The following is a 16,629-nucleotide window of genomic DNA, read 5'->3' as shown; positions in this document are numbered from 1 at the left end:
TCCAGGACGGATCTGGGGTGGTCACGTCCGTTCACGCACCGCCCACATCCGCCAGTCGCCGTCGACCCGTCGGAGGACGACGGTGCGGGTCGTGGCCCTGTCCCTCGGCAACGGGGTGCTCGTCCCCTCTCCGACCACCACTCCCCCGACCACCCGGTCGGTCACCAGCACGGTGAGCTCATCGGGCGTCTCCTCGACCACCTCCCAGGCCAGCACCTGGGTGGTGAGTCCCTCGACGTGGAGTCCGCGGGCGACGTACGCCGCAAGCATGCGCACGTCTGCTCGGCCCGTGGGTGAACCAGCGACGTAGAGCTCACGCAACGCCCCGACGTCGCCCGCGGCCCAGGCGTCGGCCCGACGCGAGTCCCACGCGGCCAAGGTGTCCCGGGGCGTCGCGGCGGCTGCGGACACGGGCGCCGGAGGGGCAGGTGGGCGCTGGGTGAGGAGGACGAGCCCGCCGGTGGCGAGCACGGCACAGACAGTCACGGCGAGGAGGTAGGGAAGCAGTCGTCGCGGGTCCATCCGTCCACGGTGCCGCACATCGGGGCGGCGCGCCCTCCGTCATCCACAGGCCGTCCTCAGGCGTAGGCTCGAGCCATGCCGAGCTACGTGGTCGCCGGGATCGGCGCGGACGCCGTGGACTACCTAGCCGCCTGGGACCTCCAGCGCGAGGTGCACGCCGAGGTCGTGGCGAGCGCGCGGGAGGACACCGTGCTGCTGCTCGAGCACCCACCCGTCTTCACCGCTGGCAAGCGGACCGACCCGCACGAGCGCCCCCTGGACCCCGGCGGCGCCCAGGTCATCGACGTCGACCGCGGCGGCAAGATCACCTTCCACGGCCCCGGACAGCTCGTCGGCTACCCGATCGTGAGGCTGCCGGACCACGTCAAGGTCGTCGACTACGTCCGCCGCGTCGAGGAGGCTCTGATCGCGGCCTGCACCGACTTCGGCGTCACGGTCGCCCGGGTGCCGGGGCGCAGCGGCGTGTGGCTGCGGGCCGACGAGCGAGGCCCCGAGCGCAAGATCGCGGCGATCGGCATCCGGGTCAGCCGCGGCGTGACGATGCACGGGTTCGCCATCAACTGCGACGTCGACCTCGGGTGGTACGACCGCTTCGTGCCCTGCGGGATCGCCGACGCCGGCGTCACCTCGCTCAGCCGCGAGCTCGAGCGGGACGTGCCCGTGAGCGAGGTCCTTCCAGTGGTGGAGAAGCACCTGTCGACGTACCTCGCCTGGCAGCCGTACACCCCGACTCCGGACTACGACCCGCGTCCGGAGCCCGGACGAGCGCCCCGCATCGAGCTGGTCACCCCGAGTCGCTGAGCGAGCGGCGCGGCGTCCGGCACCCCGTCTGGGGCTCTGTCACATTCGCCTCGACGGGGAGGCGTCACGCCGGGGGGAACGACGTGAGCAGCGCGCCCGTCCATGAACACATGAAGGACGGTGTGCACTGATGCGGCCCGAGGGCCGCGAGGTCGATCAGGTCTCGTGGCGTCTGGCCATTGTCCTGCTGCTGGTCGCGCTCGCTTCCATACCGTTGTCGACGCTTCTCCAGGACTCGTGGACCACGCATCCCAGTGCCGAAGACATCGCCGAAGCGAAGGAGATCGTGGCGGCCGGGCGGCTCGACCAGCTCGAGGAGATGGAGCGGTGCAAGACCGACCCGGGCTATGACGGCGGTCAACCCATGGACGCCGCGGAGTGCGAGGAGATGTTCACGTGGCACTACGAAGAGTTCCTCGAACCTCCGGCCATCGATTTTGACCTGGTGCGCAGGGACTTCACAGCCGCCTCGGTGACGTTGCTGGTCATCCTGATGATGCTGATCGGCAGCACCTTCATGCGCCACGAATGGGGCATGGCTTACCGCGGCAAACGGCTGGTCGTCGAGCGGCGACGCCTGCGCCAGTGGTTTGCCAAGGCTTTGGCAGTCACCGCCGCCACCACCGTTGCTGGCATCGTCGTGTTGTCGCGCGGACCCTCCTGCCCGGAGGTCTACATCCCGGAGGACTATGAAGCCGCAAACTGCACGCGACAACTCGTCACGTGGGACGGCGAGCCCTTCCTGGGTGTCATCCTGGGGGCCGCCGTGGTGCTGTTGACGTGGATGTCGAAACGCCGCGACGTGTCCTGAGCACCGCTGTCAGGCACACGGGTCAGTCGAGTTGGGGGGCCCTGATGCCCGGCGTAGAGTGGCGCCGTGACCGCCCCCGTGCCCGAAGGCCGCAAGCTGCTCCGCCTCGAGATCCGCAACTCCGAGACGCCGATCGAGCGCAAGCCGGAGTGGATCAAGACCCGGGCCAAGATGGGGCCGGAATACACGGCGCTCAAGAGCCTGGTGCAGTCCGAAGGCCTGCACACCGTGTGCCAGTCGGCGGGGTGTCCCAACATCTTCGAGTGCTGGGAGGACAAGGAGGCCACCTTCCTCATCGGTGGCGACCAGTGCACCCGCCGCTGCGACTTCTGCCAGATCGACACCGGCAAGCCGCAGCCGCTCGACCGCGACGAGCCGCGCCGCGTCGCCGAGTCGGTGCAGAAGATGGAGCTCAAGTACGCCACCATCACTGGTGTCGCTCGCGACGACCTGCCCGACGGTGGGGCCTGGTTGTACGCCGAGACGGTCCGCGCGATCCACGAGCTCAACCCCGGCACCGGCGTGGAGAACCTCATCCCCGACTTCAACGGCGAGCCGCACCTGCTGCGCGAGGTCTTCGAGTCCCGTCCCGAGGTGCTCGCCCACAACGTCGAGACGGTCCCGCGCATCTTCAAGCGGATCCGACCCGCCTTCCGCTACGATCGCTCCCTCGACGTGATCACCCAGGCCCGCGACTTCGGCCTCGTGACCAAGTCCAACCTGATCCTCGGCATGGGTGAGACCCGCGAGGAGGTCAGCCAGGCGCTCCGTGACCTGCACGGCGCGGGTTGTGAGCTGATCACGATCACTCAATACCTCCGCCCGTCGCTGCGTCACCACCCGGTCGAGCGCTGGGTCAAGCCGCAGGAGTTCGTCGAGCTCAAGGACGAGGCCGACCAGATCGGCTTCTCCGGTGCGCTGTCGGGTCCCCTGGTCCGTTCGTCCTACCGTGCCGGTCGGTTGTACCGTCAGGCGCTCGAGAGCAGGGAAGCCCGCCAGGGCGCCCCCGCCTGAATCGTCTGATCCGCCGTCCCCGCCCGACCCCTTAGTCAAAGGCAGCAGCATGTCGACCCCCGCCACCCCGCCCACCAAGCGGCGTCAGCAGATCGTCCAGACCTACCGGATGGCCAAGAAGACCGATCGTCGCATCGGTCTGTACACCCTCGGCGCTTTTGTGCTCGGGGCCCTGCTTGGCTTCGCCGTCATCTGGTTCCTGCCCGGCGACGGCCCGATCTCCCTCGCCCTGTCGATCGTCGGCGCCCTCCTCTTCGGCCTGCTGGCGGCGATCATCGTCTTCGGCCGCCGCGCGCAGGCGGCCGCGTTCGGCCAGATGGAGGGTCAGAAGGGCGCGGCGGCCTCCGCGCTGCAGATGCTGCGCCGCGGTTGGAAGACCGACCCGGTGGTCGGCTTCAACAAGCAGCAGGACATCGTGCACCGGGTCGTCGGCCCGCCCGGGATCGTGCTCGTCGGCGAGGGCCACCCTCAGCGGGTCAAGGCGCTGCTCGCCACTGAGCGGCGCAAGCACGAGCGCGTGCTGCCCGAGACCCCGATCCACGAGGTCGTCTGCGGCCGGGGCGAGGGCGAGGTGCCGCTGAACAAGCTGGTCAAGCACGTCACCAAGCTCGGCCGCAACCTCAAGGGCGCCGACATGACCGATGTCCTCAACCGCCTCAAGGCCATTGACGCCCACCGCCCGCCCGTGCCGATGCCGAAGGGCCCGATGCCGACCAACATGAAGGGCATGCGCGGCCAGCAGCGCGGCCGCTGACCGAGCGTCAGTCGCTTCCGCTCGAGTCACCCGCCCAGGAGTCGCCGCCGTACGAGCCGCCGTACGACTCGCCAGGGGCGCCGGATCGCCTGGTTCGAGTTCGGGATGCGGAGGGCCGCAGATCAGCCAGGCGAACAGTGCGCGTCTTGACGGCCATGTCGTGCAGGCCACGGCCATCGGGACGGAACACGAGCGGCGGGACGACGAGGGCGATCATGATGCTGCGGAGCAGTGCCGGGATCAGTTCGATGGGCCTGCCCTGGCCGTCCTCGCGGATGACGCGGAGCCGGGTGGCGAGCTTGCCGAAGGACCCCCCGAGGAGCGTGGTGAAGAGGGCCGACTCGAGCACGAAGACGCCCGAGGCGTAGAACCCGGCAATCGGGTCGTCGGACCACCGTGACGGACCCATCACGAACACCACGACAAGGGTGCACGCGATCCAGTCGACGGTGATCGCCCCCAAGCGGCGGGCCCAGGAGGCGGTCTCGATCACTGCAGCAGCCTAGGAGACGGGCTTCGCGCGCCGGGGCTCGGCCACCTCGACCGGGGTCCCCCACGCCGAGAACCCGATCTGCGCGGAGGCACCGGCCTGGCCCGGGACCTCGTAGGCCAGCCGCACCGGAAGCGAGTCGTCGTCGACGTACAGGTCCATCGTGACGGTCTCAGGCAGGTCCATGGCGCGATACATGGAGTCCTCGGACAGCCCGTCGAACCACGCCCGGGAGTCGACGGTCAGCGTGTAGTGCTCGCTCTCCACACCGTCGATCTCCTCGCTGCCGTCGGCCTCGGCCTCGGTGACCGCGGACTCCAACGCCTCGAGATCGCCCACGACGTCGATGTCGAGCAACGTCGGCACCGGGCCTGCGTCGAAGCCGCTGTCCGGGTCGGTCAGACGCGGGTCGTCGACCTCGAGGTAGGTCCACTGGTGCCCGACCAGCTCGCCGCCGAGGTAGACCCGGTCCCCCACCCTGCGTATGTCGAGCCGCTGGGCCGGATCGCCACCGGTCAGCGCGCGGAAGGCCGGCTCGCTGCCCCACGTGGTGTCGATCGTCAGGTCCTCGGGCGACTGCCTCGTGCCGAGGGTGAGGCGGACCGAGTCCTGCTCGGCCACCGCGTCGGTCATCTCCGCGATGACGTCTGCGTTGTCGTACGCCGCCGTGTCCCCCTCGCCCTTCGCAGCATCCGTCGACGGGTCCGTCGCTGACCCACCGCTGCAGCCGGACAGGGCTGCGACAACCACTCCCACGAGGAATGGACGGACGAGGGCGGGGAGCGGCAGACACATGACCTCGACCCTAACGACCGGCTCCACAGGGCGAACCACCTGTTACACGCGCGAAACAATCGGGATACGGTCAAGAAACCGCGGCCGCCTAGGTTCGCGGTGATCCGGCGCAACGTCGCGCCGAACTCGTGCCAGTGAAGACTTCGGCCCGCCCTCGCGGTCGGCCCAGGAGGATGCATGTTCAGCAACAGCGAAGACCTGCTCAAGTACATCAAGGACGAGCGTGTCGAGATGGTCGACGTTCGATTCTGCGACCTGCCCGGCGTGATGCAGCACTTCACGGTGCCGGTGTCGTCGTTCGACCAGTCCGTCTTCGAGGACGGTTTCGGCTTCGACGGCTCCTCGATCCGTGGCTTCCAGGCGATCCACGAGTCCGACATGCAGCTGTTCCCGGACCCGACCACGGCCTACATCGACCCCTTCCGCGTGGCCAAGACCCTGGTCGTGAACTTCTTCATCCACGACCCGATCACCGGCGAGGCCTACTCGCGCGACCCGCGCAACATCGCCAAGAAGGCGATGGCCTACCTCGCCAGCACGGGCATCGGCGACAAGGCGTACTTCGCTCCCGAGGCCGAGTTCTACGTCTTTGACTCGGTGCGGTTCGAGACCAGCCAGAACGCCGGTTTCTACCACATCGACTCCGCTGCAGGCGCCTGGAACACCGGCAGCGTCGGCACCGAGGACAACCCCAACCGCGGCTACAAGGTGAAGTACAAGGGCGGCTACTTCCCGGTGGCGCCGTACGACCACTTCGGCGAGCTGCGCGACGAGATGGTCATCGAGCTCGAGAAGTCGGGCCTCCACGTCGAGCGTGCCCACCACGAGGTCGGCACCGCCGGCCAGGCGGAGATCAACTACAAGTTCGACGAGCTGCTCAAGGCCGCCGACGACGTCATGAAGTTCAAGTACATCGTCAAGAACGTCGCCTGGCGCAACAACAAGACCGCGACCTTCATGCCGAAGCCGATCTTCGGTGACAACGGCTCGGGCATGCACGTGCACCAGTCGATCTGGAACGAGGGCGAGCCCCTGTTCTACGACGAGACGGGGTACGGCGGCCTGTCGGACATGGCCCGTCACTACATCGGCGGCATCCTGAAGCACGCCCCGTCGCTGCTGGCCTTCACCAACCCGACGGTGAACTCCTACCACCGTCTGGTGCCCGGCTTCGAGGCGCCGATCTCGCTGGTCTACTCCCAGCGCAACCGCTCGGCCTGCGTGCGCATCCCGATCACGGGCGCCAACCCCAAGGCCAAGCGCATCGAGTTCCGCTGCCCCGACCCGTCGGCGAACCCCTACCTCGCCTTCTCGGCGCTGCTGCTCGCCGGCATCGACGGGATCCAGAACAAGATCGAGCCGCCCGCTCCGATCGACAAGGACATCTACGAGCTGCCGCCGGACGAGATGGCCGACATCGACCAGGTGCCCACGTCGCTCAACGCGGTGCTGGACAACCTGGAGAGGGACCACGAGTTCCTCACCGTCGGCAACGTCTTCACCCCCGACCTTATCGAGACGTGGGTCGACTACAAGCGCACCCAGGAGATCCTGCCCGTGCAGCTGCGGCCGCACCCGCACGAGTTCGAGCTGTACTACGACATCTGAATCGGCCCCATCGCTGACCTGCGGGTTCGTGCGAAAAGGGCCTCTGACCTGCGGAAACGCCTCCGGACACCGTTGGTTGTTCGGGGGCGTTTTTGCATGGCTCATGACATCCATGACATGGCGGCGAGGCCAGCCATCCCGCGGCATGCGAAAGGGGTCGTGTTGAGTCAGCGTTGGGTGGTGGTACTGCCTCGAGGCTCATGAGCCTCGCTCTTGGGTGGGGGCGCGGACCGTCGCGTCCGACCGTTCACTCACTGCTGGGTCGCGTCGAGGCGCGAAGACCCACCACCGCATGCTGGCGTACATCCAGACTGCCTCGGCTGCCGCGGCGACGATGCGGGCCAGGAGGAACGGCACACCGGCCGCGATGAGGCCACCGCCTACGCCCAGCACAAGCACGATGTAGTTCGCGCCGACGACCACCAGCCAGCGCACCATCTGGCCGGACACGGGTCCGTGCGCGTGAAAGTTGAAACGGCGATTGAGCGCGAAGGCCAATCCGAAAGCTGCGGCGTAGCCGATGGTGATCGCGACTGGGTGAGGCAGCCCCACCGCGCGGTAGAGGATGGCCAGTAGAGCGAGGTCCACCGAGAACGTAAACCCATTGATGAGCGCAAAGCCGACGAAGGTCGTGGGGATGCGCCGCCGCAGCGGGCCCGGCAGGATGTGCCAGACGGCGAACACGAAGCGACCGAATACACGGTCGGCGCGCTGACCACGGCTCGCTGCGAGCAACTCAGTCACGAATGCTCACCCCAATCTTGCTGATGTCACCACGAGGCAGTGCTGGACTCGATCGGGGCGTCCGAGTACCCGCGGGGGAAACCCCGAGGCATGACCGGAGGGGAACGAAAAACTGGTCAGCGTGTGAACGGAATCTTCCCATTGTGGTCGTTGTCGACGGAAAGACAGCTTCATGGTGATGGTGGTGATTGCAGTCCCGACCATGACCACCACACTCCACATGGAGGCCCTACGTTGTTCCTTCAGGAAAAGCACGAGCAGCAGCCCCAGCACGTAGAGAACGGTGCCTACAGTGCCGAAGATGAGCTCGATCGCCAGTAAGAACTGCACGGCGGCTGGGTGACGGGCCGACCACTCCTCCGCTGGTGTGCCGAGGCCGTTATCAAACTGTCGAAGCGATTGCCCTCCGTTCTGGACCACGACCCCGAGGACCGCCAGGATCAGGAAACAAACGGCGGCCGCAGCGGCGAACTCAGAGCGACGGCTATCGACCAGAGTCCGGAGTCGTGGGATGGCGATGATGGACTCGTCCTCCACTTCACTCATGATCTTGCCTTCCAGCTCGATGGTCTGCGGCGACGGGAGTCGCAGGCAGTGATGCGCGTAGGTGGTAGATCGTGTAGCCCGTCGACGGATCGGACGCGTGTGTATCGCCTCGCGCGACCACAGCGTTTGCTCATTCGGCGGAGACTCCTCACTGGCAAGTTCTTGTGTCCCGGGTCCCCCCGCCCGGTGTACAGCCCATTTCCCAGCGTGCGATCGCCTGGCGCGTCGGCACATATCCGCACGTAGCTCAGAGCGCGAGACCGCTCGTCGAGGTGGTGGTCGCTACCTCGGATGGCAGCAGGGGCATGCTTCGGGCGCGGCCGTTGGGTCCGAGGCTCCCGAGCAGACCGTGGATCACAAAGGTGCTGGCCGGCGCCACCGTCATGGTGCTGACCCAGATCGCGATGGTTGCCATCATGACCATGACCCCCGTACACATGCGTCATCATGGGCACAGCCTCGGAGAGGTGGGCTTCGTGATCGGGATTCACATCGGTGCGATGTTCTTGCCGTCGCTCGTGACCGGTGCGCTCGTTGACCGAGTTGGACGCATCCCCATGGCCACAGCAGCAGGGATCACTCTCCTCGCAGCTGGGGCGCTCGCAGCAACCGCTCCCGGAGACTCCGTGCCGTTGCTCGCCCTGGCGCTCGCGCTACTGGGACTGGGCTAGAACTTCGGCCTCATCAGCGGCACCGCCCTCCTCATTGACGGCACCCCACTCCACACGCGCGCTCGAACCCGAGGCTCCGTCGACGTCCTGATCGCGATCGCGGGAGCCACCGGCGGAGCGATGTCCGGATGGGCCGTCGTCTCCACGAGCTACGCCGCCCTCTCCCTTGCAGGCGGGCTGCTGGCGCTGCTCCTCATCCCGGTCCTGTTCGCTGTACGCATGCGGCCACCGCCCGAGAGCGCAACCGCCGCATCTGCGTAGTGCCGCATCTGGGTGTCGATCCCGGCCCGCGTCGGCCCGTCTACCCGCTGCGGTCAGTCCCCTGATAGCGGCGCTGGATCGGCATGCCTCATGCCTTGGGCAGCTTGAAGGCAGCGAGGTCTTCGTAGCCGCCGCCGTTGATGATGTCGTCGAACCCTTGGCCGCGCATGGTCTTGATGGCTGTTCCGGCGCGGTTGCCGGAGGCGCAGTAGACGACGTAGCTGGCTGTCTCATCGAGGGCCGCGATGCGCTCGTCGAAGTCGGGTGCTGACAGGTCGATGTTGATGGCTCCGCGCAGGTGTCCGGTGGCGAACTCTTCGGGGGTGCGTACGTCGATGGTCGTTGCTCCGTCGGCGATGGCGTCCCACGCGGTCGCCAGTTCGACGACCTCTGTCGGTGCCGCCGACGTGGCCTGCGACTGCGTGGCTTGCGACGGTGGGTCGTTGTCTGAGTTGGATCCGGCACAGCCAGACACCACCACCACCAGGGCGAGGGCGCCGGTCAGGCTTCGCCAGAACGCGGTGCCATTGGGCACACGCAGGACAGCACGTACCCCGTTCAGCCTCATCGGTCGCTCCTGCATGCTGTCGACGCTAACCAGGACTCCAAGTGCTTGCCGCTTGTCCTCAGGCGCGTCCGAAGAGGCGTGCGAAGAAGCCGGGGGCTTGTTCGCTCTTAGGGTGTCCGGGGCACCACTGCCCTGACGGGACGCTGACTTTGACTTGGGCGATGTGTTGTCCGCATCCGGCCCAAGTGGTCTTGCCGCAAGTCTTGCATCGGGTGGCTCTGCACATATGGGTGTCTCCTCGGTGGGAATAGTTGGTCGGTCAGATGAGGGCGGGGACTGCCTGAGCGGCGGTGTAGAGCGCCACGGAGAGGACGAGTCCGGTGAAAGCGAATGAGATCCGGTCGGTGTTGGCGTGGGCTGCGAGGCGAGCGCCGGCGATGGCAGCGAGGGCCGAAACGACGGTGAGTGCCCCGACCAGCCACCAGTCGGGCTGGGTGGCCCCGTTGGCGGCGCGTACTGCCAGGGCGGAGGCGCTGGTGATGGTGATGACCACCAGGCTCGTCCCGGCGGCGTACTGCATCGGCAGGGCAAGGGCGAGGAGGAGCGCAGGGACGACGAGGAATCCGCCGCCGACCCCGAGGAACCCGGTCAGCAGGCCAACGACGGTGGCGGCGAGGACCACCTTCAGGGCGCGGGGGCACTGGCATGCGAACGTCGGGGAGAACGTGAGGATGGGATCGTCCCATCCCGGACGCCGACCGCGCTCCGTGTCGGGGCTCGTGTCGATGTGGTGGCGGACCTGGCGGACGACCATGACGCCACCGACCAGTAGCAACAGTGCAGCGAACGACGCCATCAGCACCGGTTCGGGCACCCGTGCGGCTGCCAGGGACCCGGCTGCGGCACCGCCGATGGCGACGACTCCGAAAATGATGCCGCGTCCGAGGAGGACGTTGCCTGCGCGGTGCGCGGTGACGGCGGCGAGCAGGGAGGTGACCCCGACGACAACGAGCGACCCGGTGGTGGCTTGAGTCGGGGACTGGTCGAGCAGGTAGACGAGCACGGGGACGGCGAGGATTGACCCACCGCCGCCGAGCGCACCCAACGACAGACCGATGAGCGCACCCGCGACGACGGCGAGCAGCACGGTGACCATCAGTTCGACTTGTCGCCGGTCCCGCCACCATCGTCGGACTCGTTGCCGACGAGGTGGAGTCCGACCTTCTCCGCGTCCTCGAACGAGTCGTTGATGGCGACCAGGGCGCGACCGTGAGTGTCGAGCAGCGACGCTGCGATGGACGCCCGGTAGCCGCTGGCGCAGTGGACCCACAGCTCGCCATCCGGGACGTCGCCGACGTGTGCGGGAAGTTCGTGCAACGGCACGTTGACTGCGCCGTCGATGCGGGCCGACTCGTACTCCTCGGTGCGGCGTACGTCGAGCACGACCACAGGCCGGTGGTGGCGCACTTGGGCGAGGTCGGCGAACGTGCCGGTGGGGAACGACGCCAGTTCGCCGTCAGCCCAGGTGGTGGGATCGCCGACCGCGTGGGCGGCGGGCCGGTCGATGCCGATACGACTCATCTCCCGCTGCGCCTTCGCGACATCGTCCGCGGTGCGGCCGAGCAGGGTGACCGGGGTGCCCCAGGGGATGAGCCACCCCAGATATGTGGCGAAGTTGCCGTCAATACCGAAGTTCAGGGTGCCGGCGGCGTGCCCGGCAGCGAACGCGGTGCGGTTGCGAAGGTCCACGACCCATTCGCCGTCCTCAACGCGGCGGCGCAGCTCGGTCGCGTCGGCCTTCGTGGGTTCGCTCAGGTCAGCCGCGTCGGGCCCGGCAGCGTTGGCGGGAGCCATGTGCGCGTAGTACGCCGGGTAGGCACCCAGACCAGCGAGGAGCTCGCGAACGTACGTCTCCTCGTCCTGGGTCAGAGCCGGGTTTGACTCCTTCTCCTGACCGATGGTCGAGTCGGTCGCATCGGACTGGGTGGATGCACAGAACGACCCGAACCCGTGGGTCGGGAACACACCCGTCTCGTCGGGCAGCAGGTCAGCGAGTCGGTGGGCGGATGCGTGCTGGTGACGCACCAGTGCGTGCGTGTGCTCCTCGCCGAGGAGGTCCGGGCGGCCGGTGGCCCCGAAGAGAAGCGACCCGCCGGAGAACACCCCGACCGAACCGTCCCCGCCGCGTTCGGTGGCGCTCGCGTCACTGAGGGCGTAGGACAGGTGGGTGAATGTGTGGCCCGGCGTGGCGAGTGCGGTGAGCCTCATCCGCTCGCCGACCTCGACGGTCTCACCGTCATTGATGAGGGTTCGGTCGAAGGCGACCTCGTCGGCGGCGTTGACGAGGTAGTCGGCACCGGTCGCCTTCGCCAACGCGAGTCCACCGGTGACGTAGTCGTTGTGGATGTGGGTCTCAAAGACGTGGGTGAGGCGCACCTGGTGCTCGTCGAGCAGCGCGGTGACCCGGTCGATGTCACGTTGCGGGTCGACGACGAACGCCACCTGCCCGTCGTGGACGAGGTAGGTGCGGTCACCAAGGGTGGGGGTCTCGATGGGGACGATGGTCAACCCACCCAGGGTATTGGTCTTGGTCTCAATCATCGTTGGTCAGCCTTTCTGGACGGGTCGTCCGGCACGAGCCCAGGCGGTGGTGCCGCCCGCCACGGAAGCGGCGTCGAACCCAGCGGAGGTCAGGTAGTCAGTCATCACCGAGGAGCGGTTGCCCGAGGCACAGATGACGTAGACGAGCTGGTTGCGGTCGAGCTCGTCGACGCGGGCGCTCAGGTGGCCCATCGGGATGTGAACGACGCCCGGAACGTGCCCTTCGGCGTACTCGCCGGGCTCGCGCACGTCCACCACAGTCGCGCCGTGGTCGAGTGCCTTGGCAAGGTCGTCGATGGTGACTTCACGCATGTGGGTGGTGCCTTCCTGCGGGAGGGAAACGAATCGAAGATGCATCCCCCAGGGGGGATGTCTTCGACGTTAGCATAACCCCCCGGGGGGATGTACAGTTGAGCGAAGAGACCTAGCCATCGCGCCTTCCACGACAGCAGGAACGGAGACCCAGATGAGCGAGTACACGCTCAGCAAGACCGTCACCCAGCCTTATGAGCCGACCGTCGAGGCCGTCAAGGCCGGGCTCGCTGACCAGGGTTTCGGCGTCCTCACTGAAATCGACCTCGCCGCCACCCTCCACGCCAAGCTCGGGGTCACCATCCCCCCGCAGGTCATCCTCGGCGCATGCCGGCCCCAGCTGGCCTACGAAGCCATCCAGGCTGACCCATCCATCGCCGCAGTCCTGCCCTGCAACGTGGTCGTACGCACCATCGACGAGACCACGACCGTCGTCGAGGCATTCGACCCCGACGCGATGGTCAACCTTTCGCCCAACGCCGGGAAGGACGACGCGCTCGCGACGATTGCCGCCGATGCCCGCCAGCGGCTCGCCGCACTCTTGGACAACCTCGCCTGATCCGCACATCTCGAAGGAGGAAGAACTCCAGTGGACCTCGAACCCACCGAAATCAAGGCCATCATCACCCGCATGAAGCGCGCCCACGGCCACCTCGGCAGCGTCATCCGCATGCTCGAAGAAGGCTCCGACTGTGAAGCCGTCCTCACCCAACTCGCCGCCGTCAACAAGGCCATCTCCCGCAGCGGCTACGCCATCGTCGCCACGGGCCTCCAGCAATGTCTCACCGAAACCAGCGACGGCGTCGACGGCGTCGACGTGAAGAAGATGGAGAAGCTTTTCTTAGCCCTGGCCTGACCCCATCGCGCCGCCGTCGCGCCCTGGCCGCCACACCGACCCACTCCCTGCGCCGCTCAGGACGTCCCCCCTGAGCGGTGGTTGTCCCAATTCAGGGGGACCGCGCCGGGCGCTGGAGCACGTCGTGGGCTCGAACAGGCTCGTGACGCCACAGACGGATCGGTCTGATTGCACCCGTATGCATGGAGACTGTCGCGCGCTCTCGAAACAGCCTGGGGACGTCGGCTACGATCTAAGTTAGTAGTTGGCTCGGAACCCCTGCGGCCACGTGGACGAGGCGAACGGAGCACGGCACATGGACATGGATGGCATGGGAGCCGGCGGGATGATGATCGGCATGCTGATCTGGGGCCTCCTTGGTCTGGTTCTCCTCGCCCTGGCGATCGTCGCCACGATATGGCTGATACGAGGCCTGACGGGGCGAGGCGAACCCGGCACGTCCGAGACCCCTGACGACATTCTTCGCCGGAGATACGCGTCTGGAGAACTTGATGAGGACGAATACCTCAGCCGACGCGCCGGGCTTCGCGACTAGCACACGCGGGGCGGCCGGGTCGGTTGACACGGATCCAGGCTGGCAACCTGCGCCATCCGAGGACTTGCGCGAGCTACTCCTATGTAGGGTAGTAATTCGACCACGCCAACGTGGGAGTGCACACCCGACCCGCTGGACCTGTTCACACCCTCAGCCGGGCGTGCCAATGCCAACGCCCACTGGTTAGCCTCCCCGCATCACCGCCCGAAGGAGTCCTTGAATGAATCTCGCGGCGATCTTCCTCACCGGCCTTTTCGCCGGCGGGGTTTCCTGCGCTGCCGTGCAAGGAGGCCTGCTCACTGGACTCGTCGCGCGTCAGCGCCCGGTGCTTGAGCCTGTGCTTGCAGGCAGCAGAGCAGGCGGTGCGGCGGGCAAGAAGACATCGCCCGGCAACCGGGAGAACGCCGCACAGGTGGCTGGCGCAGGATGGCGTACGAGCCTTGCCGATGACCTTGCGCCGGTCGGCGGCTTCCTCGCGGGAAAGCTCGTGTCGCACGCGATGCTCGGTGCACTGCTGGGCGGCATCGGTACGGCGGTCGAGCTCTCGGCGTACACCCGGGCATGGGCTCAGTTGCTTGCCGGCGCGTTGATCATTGGCTTCGGCCTTGCCCAGCTCGAAGTCGGTCCGTTCAGAGGATTCGCGATCAGTCCCCCGACATCCTGGCTCCGTGTAGTGCGTGGCCGGGCCCGGTCGCAGGCGGCGTTCGCTCCTGCGATCCTCGGATTCGCAACAATCCTCATTCCGTGCGGCGTGACCCTTTCGGTGATGGCACTGGCCCTCACATCGGGTTCGTGGATCAACGGTGCGGCCACGATGGCTGTCTTCGTGGTCGGAACCAGCCCGCTGTTCACGCTCATCGGGTACGTCGCTCACAAGGCAGCCACCACCTGGAAGGGCCGGCTCGCGGCAGCCACCGGCATCGTGCTGGTCGTGATGGGGCTCTACACGCTCAACGGCGGCCTCACCACTCTCAACTCGCCCTTCGCGGCGAAGAACGTCGCCGCGGCGTTCGGTGCTGCACCAGCGCCAGTGGATGGCAGCACGGTGGACACCACCACTGACGGCACACAGACCGCCGTGATCACGGTGTCGCCCGGGAGCTACTCCCCCGGCAATGTCCTCGTGAAGTCCGGTGTGCCGACCCAACTGGTCTTCCGTTCGGAGAACGCCGCCGGATGCGAGCGCGCGCTGGTCATCTCGTCTCTGGGTGTCCAGCAAGTGCTCCCCGCCAACGGCGACACGGTCATCGACGCTGGCATCCTGGCGCCGGGCATCATCGAGTACTCCTGCTCGATGGGCATGTACAGCGGTCGGATCACGGTCCAGTGAGCAAGAGCGCCATGCCCGCCACCACGCGCCTGACCTTCGCGATCGAGGGCATGCACTGCGCTTCGTGCACCCTGCTGATCGACGAGGTCCTGGAGGACCTCGAAGGCGTCCACCGGTCCACCACCAAGTTGCGCAAGCGCCAGACGGTCGTGGACGTGGACCCGACGGCCTGCACCCCCGAGGGGATCGTCCTGGCGATCGCCGAGGCTGGCTACACAGCGTCGTGGCAGACCTGACGGAATACCCCTAGGGGGTATACGGTTGGGGTTGTCATCGGACAAAAACAGAACGAAGGAGCACCCCATGGCCAGCACGAGCACCTACACCGTCACCGGCATGACCTGCGGCCATTGCGGCGCGTCAGTCACCGAGGAAGTTCGCGAGCTCCCAGGCGTTGAGCAGGTCGATGTCGTTCTCGAGACCGGGTCCCTCACCCTCACCAGCACTGCGCCGATCGATCGCGACGTCGTGCGTGGCGCAATCGAGGAAGCCGGGTATCAGCTCGCATGAATGCAACCGTTCGTATAGCCGCGTTCGTCACGGTTGTGGCTGCGGTATTCGGCCTCACGCTGATGCTCGGCCGTGGCACCGGCCCCGTCGGTGTCGACGCCGCAGTCGATACGGCGACGAACCTCCAGTCGACGAGCGGATCCAAGACGCCTGCCCGGGGCGCCGACTCCGACCTTCCCGGCGGGCTGATGGTCTCCTCTGCCGGCTACTCGTTCGACCTGGTTCAGAGCTCCGCCACCCCAGGGCGCTCGGTGTCCGTCTCGTTCCGGATCACCGGGCCCGACGGCGAGGCCGTGACTGCATACGACATCGAGCACGAGAAACGGTTGCACCTGATCGCCGTACGTCGCGACTTCTCCGGCTTCCAGCACGTCCACCCGACCCTCGCTGCCGACGGCAGGTGGTCGACCGACCTGTCGCTCACTGCCGGCGACTGGCGACTGTTCGCGGACTTCAAGCCCACCGGCAGTGAGGCACTGACACTCGGCACAGACCTCCCGGTCGCAGGCTCGTATCAGCCGGTCGTCGACACGGACGAGTCACGGACAAGCACGGTGGACGGGTACGACGTCACCATCGACGGCGAGCTCGTCGCAGGCACCGACTCCCGACTCACGCTCAACGTCACCAAGGACGACAAGCAGGTCACCGACCTGCAGCCCTACCTCGGCGCCTACGGCCACCTCGTTGCGCTTCGCGAGGGCGACCTCGCCTACCTGCACGTACACCCCGAGGGCACTCCGAGCGACGGCGTCACCGAGCCTGGCCCGGACGTCGTGTTCTTCGCCGACGTTCCGAGCACCGGTGACTACCGGCTGTTCCTCGACTTCCAACACAACGGAGTAGTGCGCACCGCGTCCTTCGCTCTCGGCGCTGCCAACGACGGCGCGGCCCAGCCGAGCACGCCGACTCCGGCCGAGTCCGGCCACAACGGCCACAACGGCCACTGACCAGGAGAAT

The 16,629-nt window shown here is 67.2% G+C and carries 24 protein-coding genes; 14 read left to right on the top strand and 10 right to left on the bottom strand.

Features of this window, described 5'->3' with window-relative positions; genetic code table 11:
• Positions 1-21 precede the first annotated feature (21 nt).
• Positions 22-522 (bottom strand): hypothetical protein, encoded by a 501-nt coding sequence (locus VNJ48_RS09700; RefSeq protein WP_325601514.1) that lies wholly within the window; start codon positions 520-522, stop codon positions 22-24.
• A 75-nt stretch (positions 523-597) separates the two neighbouring features.
• On the opposite strand from VNJ48_RS09700, the gene lipB reads away from it, so the two are divergent.
• From lipB to VNJ48_RS09680, 4 genes are all read left to right on the top strand, one after another.
• Entirely contained in the window at positions 598-1,323 is a 726-nt protein-coding gene (gene lipB, locus VNJ48_RS09695) for a lipoyl(octanoyl) transferase LipB (RefSeq protein WP_325601512.1), read from the top strand.
• 130 nt (positions 1,324-1,453) lie between these two features.
• Positions 1,454-2,134, top strand: a complete 681-nt coding sequence (locus VNJ48_RS09690) for a hypothetical protein (protein WP_325601511.1) — start codon at positions 1,454-1,456, stop codon at positions 2,132-2,134.
• Between the two features lie 66 nt (positions 2,135-2,200).
• Positions 2,201-3,148: a lipoyl synthase gene (gene lipA, locus VNJ48_RS09685; protein WP_325601509.1), complete on the top strand. Its 948-nt coding sequence runs from the start codon at positions 2,201-2,203 to the stop codon at positions 3,146-3,148.
• A gap of 49 nt (positions 3,149-3,197) precedes the next feature.
• A complete protein-coding gene (locus tag VNJ48_RS09680; protein WP_325601507.1) occupies positions 3,198-3,902 on the top strand; it encodes a DUF4191 domain-containing protein in 705 nt (234 codons plus the stop codon).
• A gap of 7 nt (positions 3,903-3,909) precedes the next feature.
• Here the strand turns inward: VNJ48_RS09680 and VNJ48_RS09675 are convergent, their stop codons facing one another.
• Together VNJ48_RS09675 and VNJ48_RS09670 are read right to left on the bottom strand one after the other, a co-directional pair.
• Complete coding sequence (locus VNJ48_RS09675; RefSeq protein ID WP_325601505.1) at positions 3,910-4,395, bottom strand: RDD family protein; 486 nt, start codon at positions 4,393-4,395, stop codon at positions 3,910-3,912.
• A gap of 9 nt (positions 4,396-4,404) precedes the next feature.
• Positions 4,405-5,187, bottom strand: coding sequence for a hypothetical protein (locus tag VNJ48_RS09670; RefSeq protein ID WP_325601503.1), 783 nt, complete (start codon positions 5,185-5,187; stop codon positions 4,405-4,407).
• 177 nt (positions 5,188-5,364) lie between these two features.
• On the opposite strand from VNJ48_RS09670, the gene glnA reads away from it, so the two are divergent.
• Positions 5,365-6,795, top strand: coding sequence for a type I glutamate--ammonia ligase (gene glnA / locus VNJ48_RS09665; protein WP_325601501.1), 1,431 nt, complete (start codon positions 5,365-5,367; stop codon positions 6,793-6,795).
• A gap of 198 nt (positions 6,796-6,993) precedes the next feature.
• On the opposite strand, the gene VNJ48_RS09660 is transcribed toward glnA, so the two are convergent.
• The 3 genes from VNJ48_RS09660 to VNJ48_RS09650 all read right to left on the bottom strand — a co-directional run bounded on the left by VNJ48_RS09660 (position 6,994) and on the right by VNJ48_RS09650 (position 8,503).
• Positions 6,994-7,479, bottom strand: a complete 486-nt coding sequence (locus VNJ48_RS09660; RefSeq protein WP_325601499.1) for a GtrA family protein — start codon at positions 7,477-7,479, stop codon at positions 6,994-6,996.
• Positions 7,480-7,545: 66 nt separating this feature from the next.
• Positions 7,546-8,085: a hypothetical protein gene (locus VNJ48_RS09655; RefSeq protein WP_325601497.1), complete on the bottom strand. Its 540-nt coding sequence runs from the start codon at positions 8,083-8,085 to the stop codon at positions 7,546-7,548.
• Between the two features lie 247 nt (positions 8,086-8,332).
• Positions 8,333-8,503: a hypothetical protein gene (locus VNJ48_RS09650; protein ID WP_325601763.1), complete on the bottom strand. Its 171-nt coding sequence runs from the start codon at positions 8,501-8,503 to the stop codon at positions 8,333-8,335.
• Between VNJ48_RS09650 and VNJ48_RS09645 the strand changes: the two genes are divergently transcribed.
• Together VNJ48_RS09645 and VNJ48_RS09640 are read left to right on the top strand one after the other, a co-directional pair.
• Positions 8,448-8,756, top strand: coding sequence for an MFS transporter (locus VNJ48_RS09645; RefSeq protein WP_325601495.1), 309 nt, complete (start codon positions 8,448-8,450; stop codon positions 8,754-8,756). The genes VNJ48_RS09650 and VNJ48_RS09645 overlap by 56 nt on opposite strands.
• A 120-nt stretch (positions 8,757-8,876) precedes the next feature.
• Complete coding sequence (locus VNJ48_RS09640) at positions 8,877-9,017, top strand: hypothetical protein (RefSeq protein WP_325601493.1); 141 nt, start codon at positions 8,877-8,879, stop codon at positions 9,015-9,017.
• A gap of 88 nt (positions 9,018-9,105) precedes the next feature.
• Here the strand turns inward: VNJ48_RS09640 and VNJ48_RS09635 are convergent, their stop codons facing one another.
• From VNJ48_RS09635 to VNJ48_RS09620, 4 genes are all read right to left on the bottom strand, one after another.
• Positions 9,106-9,600 carry a rhodanese-like domain-containing protein gene (locus VNJ48_RS09635; protein ID WP_325601491.1) on the bottom strand — a complete coding sequence of 165 codons (495 nt, stop codon included), beginning with the start codon at positions 9,598-9,600 and terminating at the stop codon, positions 9,106-9,108.
• 244 nt (positions 9,601-9,844) lie between these two features.
• A complete protein-coding gene (locus VNJ48_RS09630) occupies positions 9,845-10,681 on the bottom strand; it encodes a sulfite exporter TauE/SafE family protein (protein WP_325601489.1) in 837 nt (278 codons plus the stop codon).
• Positions 10,681-12,126: an MBL fold metallo-hydrolase gene (locus VNJ48_RS09625; protein WP_325601487.1), complete on the bottom strand. Its 1,446-nt coding sequence runs from the start codon at positions 12,124-12,126 to the stop codon at positions 10,681-10,683. Before VNJ48_RS09625 ends, VNJ48_RS09630 begins: the two co-directional genes overlap by 1 nt.
• Positions 12,127-12,132: 6 nt before the next feature.
• Complete coding sequence (locus VNJ48_RS09620) at positions 12,133-12,438, bottom strand: rhodanese-like domain-containing protein (RefSeq protein ID WP_325601485.1); 306 nt, start codon at positions 12,436-12,438, stop codon at positions 12,133-12,135.
• Positions 12,439-12,592: 154 nt separating this feature from the next.
• Here VNJ48_RS09620 and VNJ48_RS09615 point away from each other — a divergent pair, with 154 nt between their 5' ends.
• The 7 genes from VNJ48_RS09615 to VNJ48_RS09585 all read left to right on the top strand — a co-directional run bounded on the left by VNJ48_RS09615 (position 12,593) and on the right by VNJ48_RS09585 (position 16,619).
• A complete protein-coding gene (locus tag VNJ48_RS09615; RefSeq protein ID WP_325601483.1) occupies positions 12,593-12,997 on the top strand; it encodes a DUF302 domain-containing protein in 405 nt (134 codons plus the stop codon).
• 30 nt (positions 12,998-13,027) lie between these two features.
• Positions 13,028-13,294 carry a metal-sensitive transcriptional regulator gene (locus tag VNJ48_RS09610; protein WP_325601481.1) on the top strand — a complete coding sequence of 89 codons (267 nt, stop codon included), beginning with the start codon at positions 13,028-13,030 and terminating at the stop codon, positions 13,292-13,294.
• Positions 13,295-13,589: 295 nt separating this feature from the next.
• Positions 13,590-13,829 carry an SHOCT domain-containing protein gene (locus tag VNJ48_RS09605; protein ID WP_325601479.1) on the top strand — a complete coding sequence of 80 codons (240 nt, stop codon included), beginning with the start codon at positions 13,590-13,592 and terminating at the stop codon, positions 13,827-13,829.
• A gap of 220 nt (positions 13,830-14,049) precedes the next feature.
• Positions 14,050-15,159 (top strand): sulfite exporter TauE/SafE family protein, encoded by a 1,110-nt coding sequence (locus tag VNJ48_RS09600; protein ID WP_325601477.1) that lies wholly within the window; start codon positions 14,050-14,052, stop codon positions 15,157-15,159.
• Between the two features lie 11 nt (positions 15,160-15,170).
• On the top strand, positions 15,171-15,395 hold the full coding sequence (locus VNJ48_RS09595; protein WP_325601475.1) for a heavy metal-associated domain-containing protein: 225 nt from the start codon (positions 15,171-15,173) through the stop codon (positions 15,393-15,395).
• Between the two features lie 67 nt (positions 15,396-15,462).
• A complete protein-coding gene (locus tag VNJ48_RS09590; RefSeq protein WP_325601473.1) occupies positions 15,463-15,669 on the top strand; it encodes a heavy-metal-associated domain-containing protein in 207 nt (68 codons plus the stop codon).
• 35 nt (positions 15,670-15,704) lie between these two features.
• Positions 15,705-16,619 (top strand): hypothetical protein, encoded by a 915-nt coding sequence (locus tag VNJ48_RS09585; RefSeq protein WP_325601471.1) that lies wholly within the window; start codon positions 15,705-15,707, stop codon positions 16,617-16,619.
• Positions 16,620-16,629: the final 10 nt, after the last annotated feature.

It is taken from the genome of Nocardioides sp. (assembly GCF_035576065.1).
GTDB lineage: Bacteria > Actinomycetota > Actinomycetes > Propionibacteriales > Nocardioidaceae > Nocardioides.
This window is presented reverse-complemented; position numbering and strand designations above follow the sequence as displayed.